The sequence below is a fragment of the Nocardia sp. NPDC050412 genome, assembly GCF_044458825.1.
In the GTDB taxonomy this organism is placed as follows: Bacteria; Actinomycetota; Actinomycetes; order Mycobacteriales; family Mycobacteriaceae; genus Nocardia.
Window position 1 is genome coordinate 318,549 of the sequence record NZ_JBITIJ010000004.1, and the last position, 19,797, is coordinate 338,345.

A 19,797-nucleotide genomic window follows, 5' to 3' on the forward strand; every position below is an offset into this window, starting at 1 on the left:
GCCGGTGTACAGCACGTCGATGGCGATCATGACAGTGCCGGACCCAAAGACTGCCGCCGAGCCGATGCCGGCGACGATCATGCCGATGCCGACGAGCGGACCTCAGCACCAGGCGGGACAAGGTCGTGGGTCCAGCGGAACGCCACGAAGGGTCGGCGGTGGTGGTGCGGTCGGTTGTGCGGCCTCGATGGCAGTGGAACGAGCCGGGTCCGGCGGCGATCAGCACCGCGGGTGTCGCCGGCACGATGGCGGCAGTGTCGGCCGACGCCGTCATCGCGGCGGCGGTATCGGATTCGGTCAGGCAGTGCCGCTCAGCGGGTTCGCCGATGACAGATGTCATCGAGGCGCCACTGGTCCGCCGGTCACACCTCGGCGACCGCAGCCGCGTAAGCGCGGGCCAAACGGTCGGTGGCGGTCGGCGCGTCCGGATCGGGACGCGGAATCCCGAGGTGCGACTCACGCAGTTCGTTCATGAACTCGGCCCACAGCTGCGGTCCACCCTCCTCGAGGAGTTCCGCTCGCACGCGCAGGCGCTTCGTCGTCGGGCGATGCCGCAGCCCCCATGCGCCCAATTGCGCCATGATCGGCACCAACTGGATCGCGGGCTCGGTGAGCCGGTACTCGGCCTTCTGGCCGGGACGAGTGTCCTCTCGACTGAGTAGTCCGGCCGCGACCAGGCGCTTGAGCCGGTCGGACAGAATATTGGACGCGATCCCCTCCTCCGATCCGGCCAGCAGCTCGCGGAAGTGGCGGCGATTGCCGAACATCACGTCACGCAGCACCAGCAGCGTCCATCGATCGCCGATCACCTCGATGGTCGCGTTGATCGGGCAGCCCGAACGTCCATCGTCGCGCATGTGGCGCTCCTTCCCTCGACATTTCTGCTTGCATTCTACAACCAGTTGCGCATAGGCTGCCCACAAGCGATTGCAAAATGCAATCAGATCAGAGAAGAGACACATCATGGCAAAGTTGCGCGTGCACAACATCGCGATCTCGCTCGACGGCTACATCGCCGGACCGAATCAGGGACCCGAGAACCCGCTCGGCGAGGGCGGATTGCGGCTGCACGATTGGGTGTGGGCCACGCGCTACGCGCACCAGATGGACGGCGCGAACACCGGCGAGACCGGCGTGGACAACGATTTCATGGTCGCGGGCGATGCCGGCATCGGCGCAACCATCATGGGGCGCAACATGTTCGGCCCGATCCGCGGTCCGTGGACCGATCACGAATGGAAGGGTTGGTGGGGCGACAACCCGCCCTACCACCACGACACCTTCGTGATGACCCACCACGCGCGGCCGTCGCTGCCGATGGAGGGTGGCACAACGTTCCATTTCGTGAACCAAACGCCGGAAGCCGTTCTGCGCCAAGCATTCAAGGCCGCGGACGGTCAGGATGTGCGGCTCGCGGGCGGCTCATCGGCGATTCGGCAGTTTCTGCGCGCCGGTCTGGTGGACGAGATGCATCTCGCGGTGGTCCCGATCCTGCTCGGCGCGGGCGAGCGGCTCTACGACGATCTCGCCACCCTGCCGGGCTACGAGATCAGTTCGATGGTTCACTCCCCCGCGGTCACCCATGTCACCTTCGGCAAGAGCGCCTGAATGTCCCCGAAAACGACGAGAGGCCCGCACCCCCTGCCGGGTGCGAGCCTCCTAAGTCACGCTTGATCAGATAGCGCGGACGTCCTGGGCCTGCGGGCCCTTCTGGCCCTGGCCGATCTCGAACTCCACGCGCTGGCCCTCTTCGAGGGACCGGAAACCCGAGCCGGAAACGGCCGAGTAATGCACGAAGACGTCAGGGCCGCCTCCGTCTTGAGCGATAAAGCCGAAGCCCTTCTCGCTGTTGAACCACTTCACACTGCCTTGAGCCATGTTCTTTACTTCTTACTTCCTGTTGATGAGCCGAGCAGATCACTTCGATAAGCCCGATCTCGTGATCAACAATGCCATCATCGGACGAATTCGGCCACTTCCAGCAGTGGCAACTGTGAGCAAGCCGACGTTGGAGCAACGGTGTGGCCGCGGACGCAACATCGGTTGCGAAGGGCTGGCTACCCTGATCATCGACCGGTAGCGGAGCATAGATCGCCAGGTCAGCGCGCAGTTTCGGCTACCGATGCGGACTCGGCCGAAATCCCAGCAACCACGCTCGACATAGACCTCGCACCGGAACTGAGAATTCGCAAAGAAAATACGACAGTTCGGGCTCAGATGTGCACTAAGTGGTCGGTTTTCAGTTATGCAGCCGTGACCAAGTGAGCCATGCGATCGTCATATTGATGGAATTTCCGGCCGCAGGCCACGACCGGCTAGTCCGCTGATTCGGCTCTGTTCAGGTAACGCAGCTGCGCCGTCTTGGCCTGGTCGTAGGCCGCGCGGCCCGCCAGGTGCTCTGGCACACCGACCTCCCACCAGGCACCCGCATCGGTCCAGGCGGACGGCTGGGTGCGCACGACCACAACGGCCGGCCGGGACTCGCTCAGTGCCGCTGCCCTGGCCCGCGCATACGCGCCGCGGAACTCGGTCAGATCGGTCGCGGTGAAGACCGCGCAGCCCAATGATCTTGCGTGGCTTGCGAAGTCGACGCGCGGCGGTCGCACGTGGTTGGTGCGGCAGTCGGCATAGAAGTTGTTGAAGGGGTCGCCGCCCTGACCTTCTTGGAGCCGGGCGATCACCGCGTAGCCGTCGTTGTCGCAGACGACCGCGACGAATCGGTGGCCCGCGAAGGCCGCGGAGAACAGCTCCGAGTTGAGCATCAAATAGGAGCCGTCGCCCAGCATGGTGGTGACCAGACCGTGCACATGCGCCATCGCCGCACCCCAGGCACCCGCGAGTTCGTAACCCATGCAGGAGAACCCGTACTCGACGTCCATGGTCGGCACGGTGCCGGTGGCCCGCCAGCCGCCGATCAGCTCGCCGGGCATACCGCCCGAGGCGGTCATCACATAGTCGTCGGGTGCACTCAATTCGTTGACGACGCCGACGATTTGGGCGTAGCTCGGAATGCCCGGTGTCGGTGCGCGCAGCTTGTCGATATGGGCGTCCCAGGTGGTGCGGAGTCCTTCCGCGCGCTCGGACCATTCGGTATCGACTTGCCAATTCGCCAGGAGCGCAGCCAATTCCCGCACCGTCGCGTCGGCATCACCCACGACCGCGAGCGCACCGTGCTTCACCGCGTCGAAACGGGCCGTGTTGACGGTGATCAGCCGGACGTCGGGCGCGAAGACGGTCCAGGAGGCGGTGGTGAAGTCCTGAAGTCGGGTGCCGATGGCCAACACCAGATCCGCCTGTGCTGCAGCGGCATTGGCCGACGCCGAGCCGGTAATGCCCAGCGGACCGGCATACAACTCGTGGTCGTGCGGTACGAGAGAGCGCCCAGCCGTCGTTTCGGTTATCGGAATTCCGTGCCGCTCAGCGAATTCGAGTACCAGCCGGCCCGCACCCGAATAGCGCACACCGCCGCCGAGGACCAACAGTGGACGTCGCGCCGATCGCAGTGCCCGCGCTGTCTCGGCCAGCACCCGAGAGTCGGGGCGCGAACGTGTGATTCGGTGTACGACCGGCTCGAAAAGCGCCTCGGGAAAGTCGTAGGTCTCGGCTTGGACGTCCTGTGGCAATGCCAATGTCACAGGGCCCACATCAGCCGCATCGGTCAGCACCCGCGCCGCCTGGGGCAGGGTGGCAATCAGTTGTTCCGGTCGGGTGATGCGGTCGAAGTAGCGGCTGACCGCGCGGAAGGCATCGTTGACGGTAATGGTCGGGTCGCCGAAGTGTTCGACCTGTTGCAGCACCGGATCCGGTGCGCGGTTGGTGAAGGTATCCCCCGGAAGCAGCAGCAGCGGAAGACGATTCGCATGTGCCACTCCGGCGGCCGTCACCATATTCAGCGCGCCGGGACCGATCGAGGACGTCGCGATTCCGACCTGACGTCGGTGGGTCGCCTTGGCCAGGCCGACGGCCGCCAGCGTCATTCCCTGCTCGGTATGCCCACGCCAGACCGGGATTTCATCGCGACGCTCGGATAGTGCGGTGCCGAGGCCGAGCACATTGCCGTGCCCGAATATCGCGAAAGCCGCCGGGAACAACGGTACTTCGCGGCCGTCGAAGGTCTCCGAATGCTGGGCGACCAGCCAGCCGACCAGTGCCTGCGCCGTTGTCAGCCTCACGGCGTCACCACGCGCTGCAATTCGTGCTGCAGTGCGTCCAATTCGGCACCGCCGGCCATTTGTCTTGTCAACTCCGGCAGGTCGATCTTCGACTTCTCGTACGAGCCGAGCATCGCACCGCGTTTGAGCAGCAGGAAGCGGTCGCCAACCGGATAAGCATGGTGCGGGTTGTGGGTGATGAGGATGACCCCGAGCCCGCGATCCCGGGCTTGCACAACGTACTTCAGTACGACACCGGCCTGTTTCACCCCCAGGGCGGCGGTCGGTTCATCCAGGATGAGCACCTTGGCCCCGTAGTGCACGGCCCTGGCGATCGCGATGCACTGGCGTTGTCCGCCCGACAGCGTGCCGACCGGCTGTTCCATATCCCGGATCTCGATCCCCATGTCCGCCAACGCCTCTCGCGCGATATCGCGGCCTCTGCGACGGTCGAGCAGTCGCAGCGGACCGTAGCCGATGGTCGGCTCGGAGCCGAGTACGAAGTTGCGCCAGACGCTCATCAGCGGCACCACGGCGAGATCCTGGTAGACGGTCGCGATGCCGTGGTCCAAAGCCTCGCGGGGCGAAGACAACCGGGTCGACCGGCCATCCAGCTTCAGTTCACCGCGATCGTGCTGATGTACTCCGGCGAGAACCTTGATCAGGGTCGACTTGCCCGCACCGTTATCGCCGAGGATGCAGGTGACCTGTCCGGCATTAACCACGGTGGAGACGTCACGTAGTGCGACGACACCGCCGTAGCTCTTGCCGATATCGATCGCTTCGATCAGGGGTGGCCCACCCGTCACCCGACCACCAGAATCGCTACGCGACGCTGTGTTCATCGGCGTACCCTTTCGGCTCGCTTCTTGAATATGTTGTTGACCAACACCGCGGCCAGCAGCAGCACGCCGAGGAACAGCATGAACCAGTCGCTGTCCCACCCGGCGAAAACGATGCCCTGCCGGGCCATGCCGAAGATCAGCGCGCCGATGGCGGCGCCGATCGCGGAACCGAATCCGCCGGTCAGCAGGCAGCCGCCGACCACGGCCGCGATGATGTAGTGCAGTTCCAGCCCGACGCCCTGATTCGCCTGCACGCTGGAGAACCGGAGGATACTGCAGGATCCGACGACCCAACCGGCGAAGGCTGTGGTCATGAAGAGCAGGATCTTCGTCCGATCGGCGGGGACGCCGACAGCCCGCGCGCTCGGCAGCGCACCGCCCACCGCGAAAATCCAGTTGCCGAACTTGGTGCGCACCAGGACAAGTGCGGCGATCGCGGTGAGGACCACCCACCAGACGACCGACGCTTGCAGGTGCGTATCGCCGATGTCCAATGTCGAGGCGAAGGCCCAGCCCGCCGAGTTGTATCCGTCGGCGGCTCGAATGCCCGACACCTGAACAGTTCCGGTAACCAGACGGGTGACGCCGAGGTTGAGACCTTGCAGCGCAAGGAAAGTGCCAAGAGTAACGATGAAACTCGGTAGCCCCGTTCGCATCACGAGCCAGCCGTTGAAGGCACCCACCATAAGCGCGAAGAGCAGCGAAACCAAGAGCGCGAGCCAGACATTCCAACCCGCGTGCACCGCGAGCAATGCGGTGACCAGTGCGGTAGAAGCGGTCATGACACCGGCCGAGAGGTCGAATTCGCCGCCGATCATCAGCAATGCGACCGCGACCGCCATGATGCCGAGCGTGGATGAATCGTCCAGCCAGGTCGCGACACCGAGTGAGCTGAGGAAACGGTCGGTAATGATCGAGAAGAATACGAAGACCAGTGCGGCGCCGAGCAATGCGCCGATCTCTGGACGCACGACCACCCGCTGCAACAGCGACGGCCCGTCGGGCGGGGTGTTGGGCGTGACCTCGGAAGTTTTTGTGGCAATAGTCATTTCATCCACTTCCTCAGCGCATACCCAGTGCCACGCGGGCCGCGACAGCTTCGACATTGTTCTTGTCGACGAAGGCGGGACCCGTCTGCACCGGTGCGCCACCACCCACCGAGTTCAGATTCGTCCGATACAGCTGCAGCAGCACGATCGGCAGATAGCCCTGTTCGTACTGCTGCTGGTCCACGGCGAACAGCAGCTTCCCGGCCCGAATGGCCTCGACCACATCGGTATTCAGATCGAAGGTCGCGACTGTCGCCGTCGACAGCGATTCCTTCACACCGTCCACCGCACGGGCGGCTACCTGTGAATTCAGCGTGAGCACGGCGTCGATTGACCTGTCCGCCTCCAATGCGCCCTTGATGCGGGACTGCGCGTCAGTGGGATTGTTGATATCCACCTGCAGCGTGGTGCCATTGCCGAAGGCCTTGGTCGCGCCGTCACAGCGCTGGTTGGCACCGATATTGCCCGCCTCGTGGATCACGCACAGCAACTTCTTGCGACCAGCGTCGGCGAGGCGCTTGCCCGCGGCCTGTCCGGCCAGTGTTTCGCTCTGCCCCACATGGCCGATCGCACCGAACTTGGTGCTCTCGCTCTCACCGGAGTTGATGGTCACCACCGGAATGCCCGCGGCAATGGCCTTTTCGATCGAGGATCGCAGAGCTTCAGGATTCGCCATCGATACGACGAGACCGTCCACGCCTTGTGCGACAGCGTTATCGATGAGTTTGGCCTGCTGCCCCGGATCGCCCGAGGAGTTGTACTCGACGCGGACGCCGAGATCCTTGCCCGCCGCCTCCGCGCCATTCTTGACGACGTTCCAGAAGGCGTCGCCTGGGCTGCCGTGGGTCACCACCGCGACGGAGCCCAATTTGCCTTGCGCGACCGGGGATTGGGTCGGGGCGGAAACATCCGCACCCGGACCCGTACACGCGGCGAGGAGGGTGGCCGCAGCCAGCCACGGCAGCACGCGACGGGATCGCCGCCACCATGCCGTGCGTATTTCCAGCGACATCGTTGTCATCACTTCCCATCTAGATTCGGACTGAGCCCAGCGCGGAAGCTATGCCCGCAAGGTGGATCAGACTGCGGGCGGCGTCGCGGCTGGGCAGTTCTGCCGAATCCTTCGGGCGCAATGCCGTGTCCTGTTCGATGACGTACCAGCCGCGGTAGCCTGCGGCGTGTACGCCGCGTACCAGAGCCTCGATGTCGATATCGCCGTCGCCGAGCGGGGCGTAGATGCCGCGGCGGACGGCATCGCTGTATTCCATTGCGCCGCTGCGTACTCGGTCGGCAATGGCGTTGCGCACATCCTTGAGATGGATATGTCCGATGCGATCCGGATGGCGCTGTGCGAGACGCACCGGATCGGTGCCGCCGATCAGCAGATGGCCGGTATCCAGGCAGAGGTCCAGATCGGAATCGGTAAGGAACCTGTCGACTTCGGCGTCGCTCTCGATGTAGGTGCCGACGTGCGGATGCAGGGTGGTGCGCAATCCGAATTCGGCGGCGACATCTCGGATGGCGCCAGCGGTTCGGATCAGGGTCTGCCATTCTTCATCGGAAAGTGTTGGGCGCATGTCGTATCCGTCGAGCCCGGTCGCGGCCGCGAGGACGACCACCTCCGCACCCGTCGCTGCGAAAAGAGCGGCGTTTTCGCGGGCGGTCTCGATTGCCTGTGCCGGGCCGCAGTGCAGCGGGAGGGCGAGGAAGCCCCCGACGGCGGTGATGCCGAAATCATCGAGCAGCGAGCGCAATTCGGCTGGATTCTGCGGTAGGTAGCCGGGCGGGCCCAGTTCCGTCGCGGAGATGCCGAGGGCGGACATCTCGGTAAGGACGGTCCGCGCGTCGAGCACGTGACCCCAACCGGGGACTTCGCAGACGCCCCAGGAGATCGGTGCGGCCGCGATACGTAGCGGATAGCGAGGTTGGGTCATCCGGCTCTCCGACCTTCGGTGTCGATCTGGCGCTGTTGGAGCGCTCCAACTATGTAACGTAGGTCATAGAGTGTCAAGTACTGCATCGGTCGCTGTTTCATCGCTGCTACCTGCGAAAATTCGTATTTGCAGCGAAAATACCCGACGCTGACGGTGAGAAAAATGTCGGATTAGAGCGCTCTATTGATAAGGCCAGGCCAACCTTGTAACGTCCGACACTGCAGGAGCACGGTGGGATGCGGAACGGAGGCGAGATGGCGCGACCGACCATGGAAGACGTCGCCGCCCGCGCCGGGGTGTCCCGCGCGCTGGTCTCCCTCGTCATGCGCAACTCCCCGAAGGTCAGCGAACATCGTCGCCGCGCGGTGCTGGCGGCCGCGAAGGAGCTCGGCTATCAGCCGCACATCATGGCGCGGTCGCTGGCCAGCCGGACCTCCAACATCATCGGCGTCACGGTCTCCGACCTGCGCAACGCGTTCTTCGCCGATGTGGTGGAGGGTATGGACGCGGCCGCGCAGGACGCAGACCTGGAACTGATCCTCAATACCGGACGCCGCAGCGCCGCCCGTGAGCGCACGGCACTGGAAAGCCTGCTGTCCTTCCGCCCCGGCGGAATCATCCTGCTTTCACCCGTACTGCCGGTGGCGGCCATTCGCGACGCCGCCGAGAAATGCCCGATCGTGCTCATTTCGCGCAGTTCTACGATCGCGGACGTCGATACCGTCAATGACGACGGCGAGATCGGCGCCGCACTGGCCGTGGAGCATCTGGTCTCGCTCGGCCACCGCCGGATCGTGCATCTCGACGGCGGCGGGGCCTTCACCGCTGCCGCGCGCCGTCGCGGTTACCGTGCCGCGATGGCACGAAAAGGGCTGGAGCCCATGATCATCGCCAGCGAGCACACCGACTCGGGGGGCATCACGGCGGTCCAGAAACTGCTGAATCTGTTCTCTCGTGAGAACTTCCCCACCGCACTGGTGTGCGGCAACGACTTCAATGCCGTCGGCGCGATGTCGGCACTCGAAGAAGCCGGACTTTCGGTGCCGCAGGATGTTTCGGTCATCGGCTATGACAACACCTCTCTTGCCGCCCTGCGCCACGTCTCCCTTACCACCATCGATCAGCCGCGAATTCAGATGGGCCGCTTGGCAATCGAGGCATTGGTCGAGCGCCTGCGCGACGGCCGTACCGACCCAATGCGCCGCCGCCTGGAACCTTCACTGGTCGTTCGCGCGACGACCGCAGCACCACGCAACTGACGCTTTCGTATACCCACCGCCAATTCGCATTTCACCAGGAGGAGAGCCGATGACATCAGCACACACCGTCACGCTGGGCCTGGCGGGCACCGGCCGTATCGGCACCTCCCATGCCGAAACACTGAAACACCTACCCGGTGTCGAGACCGTCATCGTCGCGGATGCCGACGCCGAACGCGCCCACGCCGCCGCCACCAAACTCGGCGTTCAAGCCGTCCCCGACATCGACACACTCTTCGCCGCCCCACTCGACGGCCTCATCATCGCCACCGCCACCGACTCCCACCCCGAACTCATCACCCGCGCCGTCGATCAAGGCATCCCGGTCTTCTGCGAAAAACCAGTAGCCACCGACATCCAAGGCACCCGCGCCGTCATCGCCCACCTCGAAAACTCCACCGTTCCAGTCCAAATCGGCTTCCAACGCCGCTTCGACGCCGGCTACCGCGCCGCCCGCGATGCCATCGCCTCCGGTTCACTCGGCTGGCTGCACACCTTGCGCGCCACCACCCTCGACCCCACTCCCCCACCCGCCGAATACATTCCCCACTCCGGTGGCATCTTCCGCGACTGCGGCGTACACGATTTCGACATCATCCGGTGGGTTACGGGGCGCGAAGTAGTGGAGGTCTACGCAACCGGAGCCAACCGCGGCGAGCAATTCTTCGCCGACGCGGGCGATGTGGACACCGCAGCGGTGCTGCTGCGCCTGGACGACGGCGCTCTGGCCACAGTCTCCCTCGGCCGCTACAACGGCGCAGGCTACGACGTCCGCCTAGAAGCCCTCGGCTCCCTCGGAAATGCCGTCGTCGGCCTCGACGACCGGTCACCGTTGACTTCCGTCGAACCCGACTACGCCCCTTCGCCATACCCCGCCTACCCCAGCTTCATGGAACGCTTCCGTCGGGCCTACACCGACGAACTCGCGGCGTTCCTCTCCGTAGTATCTGGCGAACTCGCCAGCCCCTGCACACCCGCCGACGCACTCGAAGCGTTCTATATCGCTGAAGCATGCGAACTTTCGCGACACGAAAATCGGCCAGTTGCCGTGGCCGGAGTCCGCCGCTGACAGGTCCGCGTCGCACTGGGCTCCCACCTAGCTGGACGGACGATCACCGGGAATCCTTGGCGGCATCCGCTTCGCCCCCGGCCCGCTGAACCGCGACCACCTGATTCGAATCCTCGTACAGGATCTCCCCTGGCGCACCGGAATCCAACCGCACCCACCCCACGCCATGTGCGTCAAGGATCGCGAGATACCCCTCCACCCGCCCGATCATCCCCACAGCCGCCGCATTGAACCACGACGCCGCTCCTGGATGAACCGCACGGTCGTAGATCCCAGGATCCACCTCACTCGGATCAACAAGATTCGCGTTGTACCAATCGTTGTTGACCCGCCGAAACCGCTCCTGCTCCCCTGTCAACACCCCCGCCCACGCCAACCCATTGACCAGCCCGAACACACCCGGATGCCGCCCATGCCGGTTCGCTTCCGCAGCTTCGAACCGCACAAACCGACGCTCGCTCACGAATCTGTTGTACCGCAAAAGATGTCACACCCTGCTGCAACACTTCTTGTAGTCAGCACGACCATCCGCTGACCTCTAGAAGCCGAAATCCTCGGGGGTCTGATGCTATTCGCCGCACTCATCACTATCTCGATCCTCTGCATCACCGCCGCAGTCACCGCCTTGACCGCATCCGTAGCCACCGACTCCCTCGCCACTAAAGCCACCCAAGCCGCCAAGTCCTGCTTCATCGGCGACAACCTCCCCACCGACGCTTACTTCACCACCCGCTCCCGCTCCACCCGCCTCTCCCAAATCTCCACCTGCCTGATGACTTCCGGCGTCCTCCTCTTACTACTAGAAGTAGCGAACCTCGCCTTGGCCGCCTGGCAACACAAACACACCAGCAACTAGCGCGAGCTCTCGGTATCGCGCCTTGCCGCCGCGCACCGCACGAGAGTGAGCCGACACCAGGAACCGTTTGGTCCAGACCGCTTTCGAGAGTTGGTTCCAGCGAGCCGCCCAACCGAACATCGACGCGACGGGATCGTCACGAGGATGATGTCGCCTGTACGGGTCACATATCGGCAACGGCCACAGCTTCTGGCTGGGAGGGATCCGGCTGCTTCGGCGCCGCCGGTACCCATCCACGCAGCGGCTGAATCACCGTCCCGTAGAACGAGTCGGTCGCCGAGGTGACGCTGGCGATGAAGCTGGCCGCCGTCCCGGATCGCCGGTTGCCCATCGGGAAGGTCTGCTCGAGCGAGAAGGATACGATAGTGCCGACGCGACCGCCGGTAAGCACCTTGGCATCCGCGCGCACCTTTTCGAGATGCTCACAAGCTTCATTGCCGCGCGCCGAAAACACCGCTTCGACCTGAACATCGCCTGGTGCGTCCGCGAGTTGCTTGAGCAACCACGACACCCTACGACCAGACGTCCCTTCATTCGGCGCGTCGAGGGTCGTACGGCAGCGAATCTTGTTGGTTCGAATGTCCGCTACCACGACCAGATCCCCCGCAGTGTCAGGAATCCGCAGCACAGCCTCGAATGTTCCGTCGGCGGCCAGTCGCTCTGTGACGGCTGCGCTTCGGGCGACCCGATCGGTGAGGTGTCGCCGGGACAGGACGTGCTTGACCGTCACACCGAGTTCAGAGGTCAGCCGCAGCGCCAGATGGCGCGAGAGGGACATCCATGTATCGGCGACCGTCAATGCCTTCTGGTCACTCGCACGCAATGTGCCCGCCGTGACGGCGTCGCGAACAGCAACCCAGTGGCGTCCCATGTCGACGAACTCGACGGCGCCCGAGCGAGGATGGTCAAGGTATCGCAGGAACTCGCTCAAGATCCACACCTGCAAGTCGTCCTCGATACCACCGTGCGAGAGCAACATTCGCGCCTCATGCGCCACTTCCGCCCACGACAAATGGCGCAGGGCGACCTTCGTCAGCTTACGGCGGTCGACCTCTACGGGAAGTTCACCCGCGCTGGCCGGCACATCGTTCGACAGACTGACCACCGCGTCATACTTCTTCCGACGCGCCACGTCGAGGTAGCTCTCGAGTTGATCGCGCCGGAGCTTGCCGCTACCGGTCTTGACCTCGAGCAGACCAGTCCATATCCGACTTCCCCGAACTACCTTCAGCACCGCGTCCGGAATGACCTTCGATTCGCCCCGCTCGTACTGCACTTCGACATATCCCTCGAAAGCGCCTGCCGGAGCACCTATCCTGGCGCACAGCGCCCGAGCGAATGGACGCACGACCTGCATTGTGGCGATCAGCGCCGACGTAGCGCGCTTCTCCTGTTCCTCGCCCGCCCCGACTCCGAACACTGAGAACAATCGAGCCGGCTGCCAGTTTTCGCCCTCAGCAAGCTTGAACTCTATCGGCTTGGCCTTCTTCGCTGCCCGCTTGGCGGTTCGCACGCCGCGAGTCCGCACAGCGGTATTCGGCTCGTTGTGTGGTGTGCGCTCGTGGATCGGCGCAGCGACGTCGACGGAACCGACCTCCTGCACGACAACCGCCTCCGGCTCGCTCACCGGTGCCGCACCCAGCGGCGTAACGGACGGATCGGGGTCCTCTTCGTCGATGTCGACACCGAAATCCGTTGCCAGGCCGGCTAATCCAGAATCCCAGCCTTGCCCTACCGCCCGCACCTTCCACTCGCTGCCCCGGCGGTACACCTCGCCGAACACGAACGCCGACTCCGAAGTGGCATCAGCGGTGACATACTCAGCCAGGATCTTGCCCGCTGCATCAACGACCCGGAGCGCAAGTTTGCCGAGGTCCCCAAAGGATCCACTGCCGACGCTACCGGCAAGCGCCACTGTATGGACATTGTCCGGAACGGCCGATAATTCGATCGCGATCCTGGCCTGCGCGCCCTCCTCGGTCGCGCTCGTACCCAGGAATCGCACCGAACCGTCCGATGATTCCGGCTGGTTATAGAAGACGAAATCACTGTCGGAGCAGACCTTTCCGTCGACGCCTAGCAGTAGCGCGGACGCATCGACTTCAATCTCCGACTCCACCCACCCGATCACGACATCGACCCGGACGACATCCTCCGGCAACGGCATATTCTGGCCCTTGATCAGGATCGGAAACGTCACAGCGTTCACCCTTCGACGTTCGGTACGCATAGTCACAGATAGAGCTGGGGCAGCCGGTAACGATGCGGTCCCCCATTGCAATCGACACCGCAGATCCGCGGCGATGCTGTCCTTTTCGGCCGGAGCGAACCACCTGTTACATGCGCCGGCCGACGCGGTGGCGACATGTCGATGAGCAGCGTGTGAGCGTGCGCCGCCCGCAAAAGGAACGGTTCCGGCGCGCATACACGCACGCGTTGGCAGCGTTCCTGTCAGTCGTTTCGTGCGATCTCAAAACCGGTGCACCGCAATGGATGCCCTCGAAGCGTTCTACATCGCAGAGGCGTGTGAGTTGTCACGCACCGAGCGCCGCCCGGCCTCAGTGGCCGAAGTCCGGCGCTGATCGCTCCGTTGCGTCGGGCCGCGCCACCTGCGATCCGACGCTCGTTGTCCTCCACAGGACCGTCGACCTTGTTATCGTGTCCGAGCACTCACCGTGCGTCCCACCGCCATGGCCGCGCAGGCAAGCAATTTAGTGCTTCGCCTGCGACGCCGCCGTGCAGCCTCCGAGCACGCGACTGCGGATCCACCCCATCGAATTTCTCACTAGGACAACGGAAGCCGTGGGAACGAGACTATCAGGCTGGGCGCTTTCGGCTCATTTTCGTAATCGCCCCTCGCCGTGCACTACACCGCCCTTCCATCGAGTATCGTCAGACGGTAGGCCGCGCAGCACTCCTGACGATTCGCGTCACGCCGCCAGCAGTGCCCGAGCGCGCTCGTTGAAGTCTGCGACCAAGGGGTGCGGCCCGAATGACCTCATGCGCTGTTGAACATCGCGGACCGCTTCCACCGAGCGAGACGACTTCACCTTGCGGGAGAGATCGACCGTCCGCACACCTGCCGCGTAGGCGGCATCAAGGTCGCGCTTCTGAATGTGCGTGACGGCCAACGCGGCATGAGACAACGCACCTCGCCGCGCACGATTCTGCGTGCGGGCGTAGGCGATCGACCGTCGGGCGTGTGGTGCGGCGTCCTCGGGTTGTCCGAGGTCTCGGAAGGCGTTGGCCCACTCGCCGCAGATGTACGCCTCATCAATGAACTTCGCCCACTCCGGCTCGTGATCGGGTTCCACGCGAGTGAACGCGTCCTCGGCGGCGTTAACCGCCTGCGCCGTCCCGACTTTGTCGCCTAGGACCGCCAGGGCGCGAGCTTCGAGCGTCCACAGGTCCGCGAGACATGCCGGGGAGTTCAGCTTCGAAAGCCCTTGGCGGCCCGCTTGGGCCAGTCGACGGCCCTCCTTGGGGTGGCCGAGCAGGGTCGCTTGATCGGCCATTCCGGCAAGCACATGGGCGCCGAGCGCTGGGTCTCGCGATTCCTCGGCAAGGCGCAGTGCCTGGATCAAGTACCGCTGCGCGGTCCCGTGCTCGCCATTGTCGAACGCCATCCATCCGAGCAGATAGGTCTGTTCGGCAGCCGCTCCGCACAGTGCCAGTCGAACCTCGGCGGTGAATGTCCGGCGAAGCAGCGGGTAGACGTGCTCGTTCATGTACGCAGCCAGCACCAACCGACCCGAGCCGCCACCTTGGAAGATGTCCATCTCCTGGAAGGTGGCGAACATGTTCTTCACCGCGGTGACGTCTTCGAGTCGCACCCGTTGCCGTTCGTCAGGCAACTGGTCAAGGGTGTTGAGCAGCCAGTCACGGGATGGTCCGATCGCCGCAACTATCGCAAACGGCGCGGTGACAAGCAACTTTCGCCGATCCACGTCTGCCCTCCCAAGATCTGCGACGGCTTCTACCGTCTCGGCCAACGACGGGTTGTATGTGAGGGCGCGGTCAACAGACGGTGCGTCACCCAGACCGAGGTCATAGGTCGTCACGCGAAATCCGAACCGCACAGAGAACAGATCCGCGAGCATCGCCGGAACCGGCTGGCGTGGGGCTTCCCCGTCGTCCGTCCAGCGCCGCACGCTCGAGGCGTCCGGCCTGACATGAGGTTCGTTCCACTCGATCGCGAGGGCGCGCACGCGGCGCGCCAACTCCTTGTTGCTCCACCCGGAACGGGTGAGCCACTGCGAGAGCTGCGTGTTCGGAGCCTTCATCACATCACCCATTTGGTCAGCGACGGTGGGCTTTCCACCACCCTTCAACACCTCCGACGACCTTACTACCAGCACCGACACAGTGTGTGCTGGTTATACGCCCGAAGAGAACACTCTCAGGAGTTGTTTGAGGGCACCGGGCGCACCCACAACCGTCGAGGTCCTGGAGGTCTGCACAATGCCGAGCCGAGAGCTTCCAAAACGCAATCCGTTCGTCGGGCCGCCAGCCATCTACAGCGGGGCGCCGGCCGAGATGGTCGAGCGGTTCGCGGACGCGATCCGCTCATGGGCGGGCCAGCCCATTCCCACAGAATCGTCTCGGTGCCGGGGTGTCGAGGCCCCCTGCACCGGGCGCACCACCGGTGGAGCGGCATGATGCGCCGAGAGGCGTTGCGGACCACGCAAATCCAGCACGACCGGAAGGTCGCGGTGTGGCAACTGGTCGGGCGTTCTGCGCGCATCTTGCGCGTGCAGTTCCCGCATGAGTCGTTCACCGCCTTTCGTTTGCCGTCGCGCACACAGCTTCCGGACGCGCAACCCGGAACAATCATGTTCGACACGTACCCTGATCTGGCCGATGCTCGCCAGATGCTTCCTGAGCACGACGACCTCTGGGACGCGCTTCGCAATGACTACTGGGTCGCTCTGCTGTCCGCGACGGACCTCCCAAAGCCATTGGGGTCGTAGTTCAGATGCGCGAAATCCAGCCCAAGAGAAAAGAAATCGCGCCATCGGTAAAGGCGCTGCTCGCCGCGTTCCACGAAGACACACCTGAGAAGCTGGAACTGGCTCCCTCCCATAGCCATCCAACGCTTCAGCGATCAGACGGTTCGTGGTGCGAGGTCGACGAGGACGGCTGGCCTGCCGACTGCGACAACTTGGACCAAGACTACGAGGCCAATGTCCAGCCGCTCAGTGTCTTTGATACCGACAAGTCATGAGGCAAGGAAATTCGGCAGTCAAAGCCCGGCGACCGCCGACGGGCAGAGCAGTTCCACCACATCAAGCCAGAAACCTGCCTGCTTGGCACCGAGAAGAAGACGTGTCGCTACCCAGGGGCCGGGAATTGACTGTCTAGCCAGACCTGAACAGCATTGGCATCACCAAATCCGTTCTTGACCAGGGCTTCGACGACATCCTTGCCACAGATCATCGCGATTGGATGACCATCGGTTCGTACCTCCTTATAGACCTGCGGGTTGAAGTACGACAGCGTCACGAACACGCCGAACTGCCGGTGCCGAATCCTGGAGATCAAACGGCTCATTTCCTTGACACCAACGCCGCTGCTGACCTGATAGCACTTCGCTTCGAGTCCGAAATCGACGGGGACCCTATCCGCGTCAGGACCGAGAAGATACTGGCCAATGGCGTCGCGGCCTCCGTCACGGGACGGCGGCGTCACCGTAACCTCACCGGTCGCGGGCGCGATGAACTTCCAGATCGCAACTGCGCACTTCTCGAAATCAGTTGGCCTACCAGCAAAGTGACTGTGAATAGTGCGCAAGATCGCTAAGCCCTTCTGATCACCCGGTAGCTGATCGGCCTTGTTACGGATAGTGATAGTCGGAGGTGCTACTAGCGCGCGGTATACACGACCCCCGACCCACTCCCGCCATGGCGCGGGACACCCTGCAGAGGTTGTTGGTGCGCCGGCCAGGACGGCGTCCAACCAAGACCGCGGCACCACGCCGACATCGAGCACGGTGAAGATTGCGCGGTAGTTCTGAAATCTTGCTCCGGATGTGTTGCGCCAGATCGCAGATAGGTCTACATCCGAGGTCAATGCTGCTCCGCCAGGAGCCAGCAGCCCACGAAAGCGGACAGCCCTTCCAGGCGTGGACTTTTCGAAGTACAGGAACGGCGGCACCCGAAGCCGGTCTGCGGAAGAGCCATGCGCACGCTCAAAAGCGTTTCGCAACAGCAGGTTTCCAGCGCGATCGGTTTCGTGCAGAGCCGTTCCAGGCTTACGGTTGTCGCCGAAGTAGGTGAAGATACCCGTCTCCGGGTCAAGACTGTCAGGCCAGCCAGGCGCTGAACCACTGGTGTAGAGCACTACCAGCTTGACTGCGTCGTTTGCGACCGAACCCTTGTACCGAAACCCACCTTGGTTGCCGACCGGAAGTAGACGGGCAACCGGATCATCGCCGGCAGTCCCCTTGGTGCCACCGAGATAGCGCCGCTCGACATGCAGGTCGGCGGTCACCAGATCGTCGAAGGCCGTTGCCTGATCGCTGTCGAACACGATCAACAATCATAAACTGAATTGCTTCTTTTTCGTTCGGACGCACAGCTTCACTGCCCCTGCCGGGTCAAACCGCGATTGAGGACTAAACCGGCGAGAACGGTGCCGCGCCTCTCGCACCGGGGCTATCGACTCTTGCGCTCACCCATTCGCACCAGTGCAGCGTCGGCCACTGTTGCGAGAGCGCGTGCCATCAAGGGCGGTACGGCGTTGCCAACCTGCTTCAGCATCTGCCACTCACTGCTCTTGAAAACAAACCCATCGTGGAACGACTGAAGGCGCGCCGCCTCACGGACGGTAATCCACCGTTCGTACAGCGGGTGAATCCACTCGGACATGTCCCTGTGCATCTGGGCGAGGATCGTGTGCGAAGGCCGATCCAGATGCAGACGTCGCCACTTTTCGGCTCTCTTACCTGACCACACATCTGCAGGAAGGCTCTTCGCATTGGCTCCGGGGTCAAGATGGGCAATCAGAGCGCGACGTCGGTCTTGCATACCCTTCGTGTGGTGATTGTGCAGCTCGACCGGCCCGCTTAGAGAGTTCTGTTTGTAGGCCTTCCCGTACCACCTGCCCTCACAGTCCATGCGAAGTTCACGTGCATATGTACTTGCGCGACGAACAGCCGGATACCGCATGGGGCCATCGTCGCCGGCAAGCTGCTCCGGCAAATCACGTAGAATCTGCCACACGGTCGGCGTCGTTTGCTTCTGGCCCTCTAATGTCTTCGAGAGAAACTCACCCGCCTCCATGCCGAGGTCCAAATCGTCGCGGACACCAAAGAAGATCGCGCGCCGACGCACCTGCGCGACACCGAAATCACTGGCAGTTACCACCGCAACCCCAACATTCCGATAGCCCGCCTCGGCCATAGCTTCCAACACTTCACCCTTGAAACGTCCGCCAGCGATCGCAAGCATGTTCGGGACGTTCTCCATCAGGAGCACCTTTGGCCGCAGCTGGGTGAGCACTCGAATGAACTCGCGGTAGAGCCCGTTGCGTGGGTCGTCAATCGCCCGTGGACCAATCTGACTGAATCCCTGGCATGGCGGCCCCCCGAAGACCAGATCAACCGGCTCCCGAGACAAATGCCCGAACCGGGCCCCTTCTTCCCTCCAGGTCGAAGACTCCGGCGCCACGAAATCCTGCACATCCCCATGGAATAACGGCACCTCGGGGAAGTTTTGTCGGTACGTCTGGACGGCATAGCGGTCCAGCTCCACCGCAGCGCGTACGGAGAAGCCAGCAAGCCGGACACCTTCACAGAACCCGCCGCAGCCAGAAAAGAGCGACACTGCACGGTAGGGAGCCACTGCCGAAGACTACGTGATCACCCTGACAACCGCCGCGACCACCATCAGCGAGTCATCAAATCCGTTCTCTAACAACAGAAACTACGCCGGCCACCACCTGTGCGGCGTCGCCTGGGTCGATGTGCTCCCACAATCGGATCACTGTCCACCCTGCCTCGCGCAGAAGGAAGTCCGTCTCCTGGTCACGGCGCTGGTTACCAGCGATTTTGTTCGCCCAGTAGTCAGTATTCGTCTTCGGCACGCGGTAGTGATCCGGGCAGCCATGCCAGAAGCAGCCGTCGACGAACACCGCGACGCGTGCACGAGTGAAGACGATGTCAGCAGTCCTGCGTACGTCGGAAACAGGACGAACACAAACCCGAAACCGGAACCCGCGGGCATGCAGCAAGGAGCGCAGAGCCTTCTCCGGGCGGGTATCCCGGCTACGACATGCCAGCATCGTTCGTCGAATGGCGTCACTAGACGCCCAGCTCTCTTGTGACTGATCCATCTGGGTCCCTACCCAACCGCAACATGCTCGGCCAATCGATAGGCGGAGCAACTTTCACGCTACGACATCTCGACTTTGTCGGAACGTATCTGCAAAAATTATGTGTAGCAAGGTCGGTTCCACATGCGATCACCTCAGCGTGAGGGGAAACGCTGGACTCGATCGCTCAGCCCGGGACATTGATCCCGGGCACCGACCACCCGGGGGCTCGAGCAGGGTGGCCGACAGACAAGGTGGGGAGGTCCGGCGCAACGTGCACGACGCTCTAGCATCCCTGCTTGTTATCACTGATCCTGTTGGAAG

19 protein-coding genes are annotated in these 19,797 nt (G+C 63.4%); 6 read left to right on the forward strand and 13 right to left on the reverse strand.

Annotated elements, in window-relative coordinates; genetic code table 11:
- Positions 1-362 precede the first annotated feature (362 nt).
- Entirely contained in the window at positions 363-857 is a 495-nt protein-coding gene (locus ACIBI6_RS12970; RefSeq protein WP_364341870.1) for a helix-turn-helix domain-containing protein, read from the reverse strand.
- A gap of 106 nt (positions 858-963) precedes the next feature.
- Here ACIBI6_RS12970 and ACIBI6_RS12975 point away from each other — a divergent pair, with 106 nt between their 5' ends.
- Entirely contained in the window at positions 964-1,608 is a 645-nt protein-coding gene (locus tag ACIBI6_RS12975) for a dihydrofolate reductase family protein (RefSeq protein WP_396956192.1), read from the forward strand.
- A gap of 66 nt (positions 1,609-1,674) precedes the next feature.
- Here the strand turns inward: ACIBI6_RS12975 and ACIBI6_RS12980 are convergent, their stop codons facing one another.
- The 6 genes from ACIBI6_RS12980 to ACIBI6_RS13005 all read right to left on the reverse strand — a co-directional run bounded on the left by ACIBI6_RS12980 (position 1,675) and on the right by ACIBI6_RS13005 (position 7,979).
- Positions 1,675-1,878, reverse strand: coding sequence for a cold-shock protein (locus ACIBI6_RS12980; protein WP_040693519.1), 204 nt, complete (start codon positions 1,876-1,878; stop codon positions 1,675-1,677).
- 437 nt (positions 1,879-2,315) lie between these two features.
- A complete protein-coding gene (iolD, locus tag ACIBI6_RS12985) occupies positions 2,316-4,172 on the reverse strand; it encodes a 3D-(3,5/4)-trihydroxycyclohexane-1,2-dione acylhydrolase (decyclizing) (protein WP_396956193.1) in 1,857 nt (618 codons plus the stop codon).
- Positions 4,169-4,996, reverse strand: a complete 828-nt coding sequence (locus tag ACIBI6_RS12990; RefSeq protein ID WP_396956195.1) for an ATP-binding cassette domain-containing protein — start codon at positions 4,994-4,996, stop codon at positions 4,169-4,171. Before ACIBI6_RS12990 ends, iolD begins: the two co-directional genes overlap by 4 nt.
- On the reverse strand, positions 4,993-6,045 hold the full coding sequence (locus ACIBI6_RS12995) for an ABC transporter permease (protein WP_396956197.1): 1,053 nt from the start codon (positions 6,043-6,045) through the stop codon (positions 4,993-4,995). Before ACIBI6_RS12995 ends, ACIBI6_RS12990 begins: the two co-directional genes overlap by 4 nt.
- Before the next feature lie 13 nt (positions 6,046-6,058).
- Positions 6,059-7,066: a sugar ABC transporter substrate-binding protein gene (locus ACIBI6_RS13000; RefSeq protein ID WP_396956198.1), complete on the reverse strand. Its 1,008-nt coding sequence runs from the start codon at positions 7,064-7,066 to the stop codon at positions 6,059-6,061.
- 10 nt (positions 7,067-7,076) lie between these two features.
- Complete coding sequence (locus ACIBI6_RS13005; RefSeq protein WP_396956199.1) at positions 7,077-7,979, reverse strand: TIM barrel protein; 903 nt, start codon at positions 7,977-7,979, stop codon at positions 7,077-7,079.
- A gap of 254 nt (positions 7,980-8,233) precedes the next feature.
- On the opposite strand from ACIBI6_RS13005, the gene ACIBI6_RS13010 reads away from it, so the two are divergent.
- A complete protein-coding gene (locus ACIBI6_RS13010; protein WP_396956201.1) occupies positions 8,234-9,238 on the forward strand; it encodes a LacI family DNA-binding transcriptional regulator in 1,005 nt (334 codons plus the stop codon).
- A 49-nt stretch (positions 9,239-9,287) separates the two neighbouring features.
- On the forward strand, positions 9,288-10,307 hold the full coding sequence (locus ACIBI6_RS13015) for a Gfo/Idh/MocA family oxidoreductase (protein ID WP_364341886.1): 1,020 nt from the start codon (positions 9,288-9,290) through the stop codon (positions 10,305-10,307).
- A 43-nt stretch (positions 10,308-10,350) separates the two neighbouring features.
- Here ACIBI6_RS13015 and ACIBI6_RS13020 read toward each other — a convergent pair whose 3' ends face one another.
- Entirely contained in the window at positions 10,351-10,752 is a 402-nt protein-coding gene (locus ACIBI6_RS13020) for a hypothetical protein (RefSeq protein ID WP_396956202.1), read from the reverse strand.
- Between the two features lie 180 nt (positions 10,753-10,932).
- Between ACIBI6_RS13020 and ACIBI6_RS13025 the strand changes: the two genes are divergently transcribed.
- Positions 10,933-11,163 carry a hypothetical protein gene (locus ACIBI6_RS13025; RefSeq protein WP_396956204.1) on the forward strand — a complete coding sequence of 77 codons (231 nt, stop codon included), beginning with the start codon at positions 10,933-10,935 and terminating at the stop codon, positions 11,161-11,163.
- Positions 11,164-11,326: 163 nt separating this feature from the next.
- Here the strand turns inward: ACIBI6_RS13025 and ACIBI6_RS13030 are convergent, their stop codons facing one another.
- Both ACIBI6_RS13030 and ACIBI6_RS13035 read right to left on the reverse strand, forming a co-directional pair.
- A complete protein-coding gene (locus ACIBI6_RS13030; RefSeq protein WP_396956206.1) occupies positions 11,327-13,363 on the reverse strand; it encodes a TerD family protein in 2,037 nt (678 codons plus the stop codon).
- A 730-nt stretch (positions 13,364-14,093) separates the two neighbouring features.
- A complete protein-coding gene (locus tag ACIBI6_RS13035) occupies positions 14,094-15,521 on the reverse strand; it encodes a hypothetical protein (protein WP_396956208.1) in 1,428 nt (475 codons plus the stop codon).
- Between the two features lie 297 nt (positions 15,522-15,818).
- Here ACIBI6_RS13035 and ACIBI6_RS13040 point away from each other — a divergent pair, with 297 nt between their 5' ends.
- Together ACIBI6_RS13040 and ACIBI6_RS13045 are read left to right on the forward strand one after the other, a co-directional pair.
- Positions 15,819-16,133 carry a hypothetical protein gene (locus ACIBI6_RS13040; RefSeq protein ID WP_396956209.1) on the forward strand — a complete coding sequence of 105 codons (315 nt, stop codon included), beginning with the start codon at positions 15,819-15,821 and terminating at the stop codon, positions 16,131-16,133.
- 5 nt (positions 16,134-16,138) lie between these two features.
- Complete coding sequence (locus tag ACIBI6_RS13045; protein ID WP_396956210.1) at positions 16,139-16,387, forward strand: hypothetical protein; 249 nt, start codon at positions 16,139-16,141, stop codon at positions 16,385-16,387.
- Between the two features lie 107 nt (positions 16,388-16,494).
- Here the strand turns inward: ACIBI6_RS13045 and ACIBI6_RS13050 are convergent, their stop codons facing one another.
- The 3 genes from ACIBI6_RS13050 to ACIBI6_RS13060 form a co-directional block, all read right to left on the reverse strand.
- The gene (locus tag ACIBI6_RS13050; RefSeq protein ID WP_396956211.1) at positions 16,495-17,691 is read right to left on the reverse strand and encodes a restriction endonuclease; all 1,197 of its coding nucleotides are present in this window, start codon (positions 17,689-17,691) and stop codon (positions 16,495-16,497) included.
- Positions 17,692-17,816: 125 nt separating this feature from the next.
- The gene (locus tag ACIBI6_RS13055) at positions 17,817-19,004 is read right to left on the reverse strand and encodes a DNA cytosine methyltransferase (RefSeq protein WP_396956213.1); all 1,188 of its coding nucleotides are present in this window, start codon (positions 19,002-19,004) and stop codon (positions 17,817-17,819) included.
- 55 nt (positions 19,005-19,059) lie between these two features.
- The gene (locus ACIBI6_RS13060; protein ID WP_396956215.1) at positions 19,060-19,494 is read right to left on the reverse strand and encodes a very short patch repair endonuclease; all 435 of its coding nucleotides are present in this window, start codon (positions 19,492-19,494) and stop codon (positions 19,060-19,062) included.
- Positions 19,495-19,797 lie beyond the last annotated feature (303 nt).

Excerpts from the sequence above, each read along its gene's own strand:
- ACIBI6_RS13010 (WP_396956201.1), top strand. The coding sequence starts at position 8,234 with ATGGCGCGACCGACCATGGAAGACGTCGCCGCCCGCGCCGGGGTGTCC.
- ACIBI6_RS12990 (WP_396956195.1), bottom strand. The coding sequence starts at position 4,996 with ATGAACACAGCGTCGCGTAGCGATTCTGGTGGTCGGGTGACGGGTGGG.
- ACIBI6_RS13000 (WP_396956198.1), bottom strand. The coding sequence starts at position 7,066 with ATGACAACGATGTCGCTGGAAATACGCACGGCATGGTGGCGGCGATCC.
- ACIBI6_RS13005 (WP_396956199.1), bottom strand. The coding sequence starts at position 7,979 with ATGACCCAACCTCGCTATCCGCTACGTATCGCGGCCGCACCGATCTCC.
- ACIBI6_RS12975 (WP_396956192.1), top strand. The coding sequence starts at position 964 with ATGGCAAAGTTGCGCGTGCACAACATCGCGATCTCGCTCGACGGCTAC.
- ACIBI6_RS13015 (WP_364341886.1), top strand. The coding sequence starts at position 9,288 with ATGACATCAGCACACACCGTCACGCTGGGCCTGGCGGGCACCGGCCGT.
- ACIBI6_RS12980 (WP_040693519.1), bottom strand. The coding sequence starts at position 1,878 with ATGGCTCAAGGCAGTGTGAAGTGGTTCAACAGCGAGAAGGGCTTCGGC.
- ACIBI6_RS13060 (WP_396956215.1), bottom strand. The coding sequence starts at position 19,494 with ATGGATCAGTCACAAGAGAGCTGGGCGTCTAGTGACGCCATTCGACGA.
- ACIBI6_RS12995 (WP_396956197.1), bottom strand. The coding sequence starts at position 6,045 with ATGACTATTGCCACAAAAACTTCCGAGGTCACGCCCAACACCCCGCCC.
- ACIBI6_RS13045 (WP_396956210.1), top strand. The coding sequence starts at position 16,139 with ATGCGCGAAATCCAGCCCAAGAGAAAAGAAATCGCGCCATCGGTAAAG.
- ACIBI6_RS13040 (WP_396956209.1), top strand. The coding sequence starts at position 15,819 with ATGATGCGCCGAGAGGCGTTGCGGACCACGCAAATCCAGCACGACCGG.
- ACIBI6_RS12970 (WP_364341870.1), bottom strand. The coding sequence starts at position 857 with ATGCGCGACGATGGACGTTCGGGCTGCCCGATCAACGCGACCATCGAG.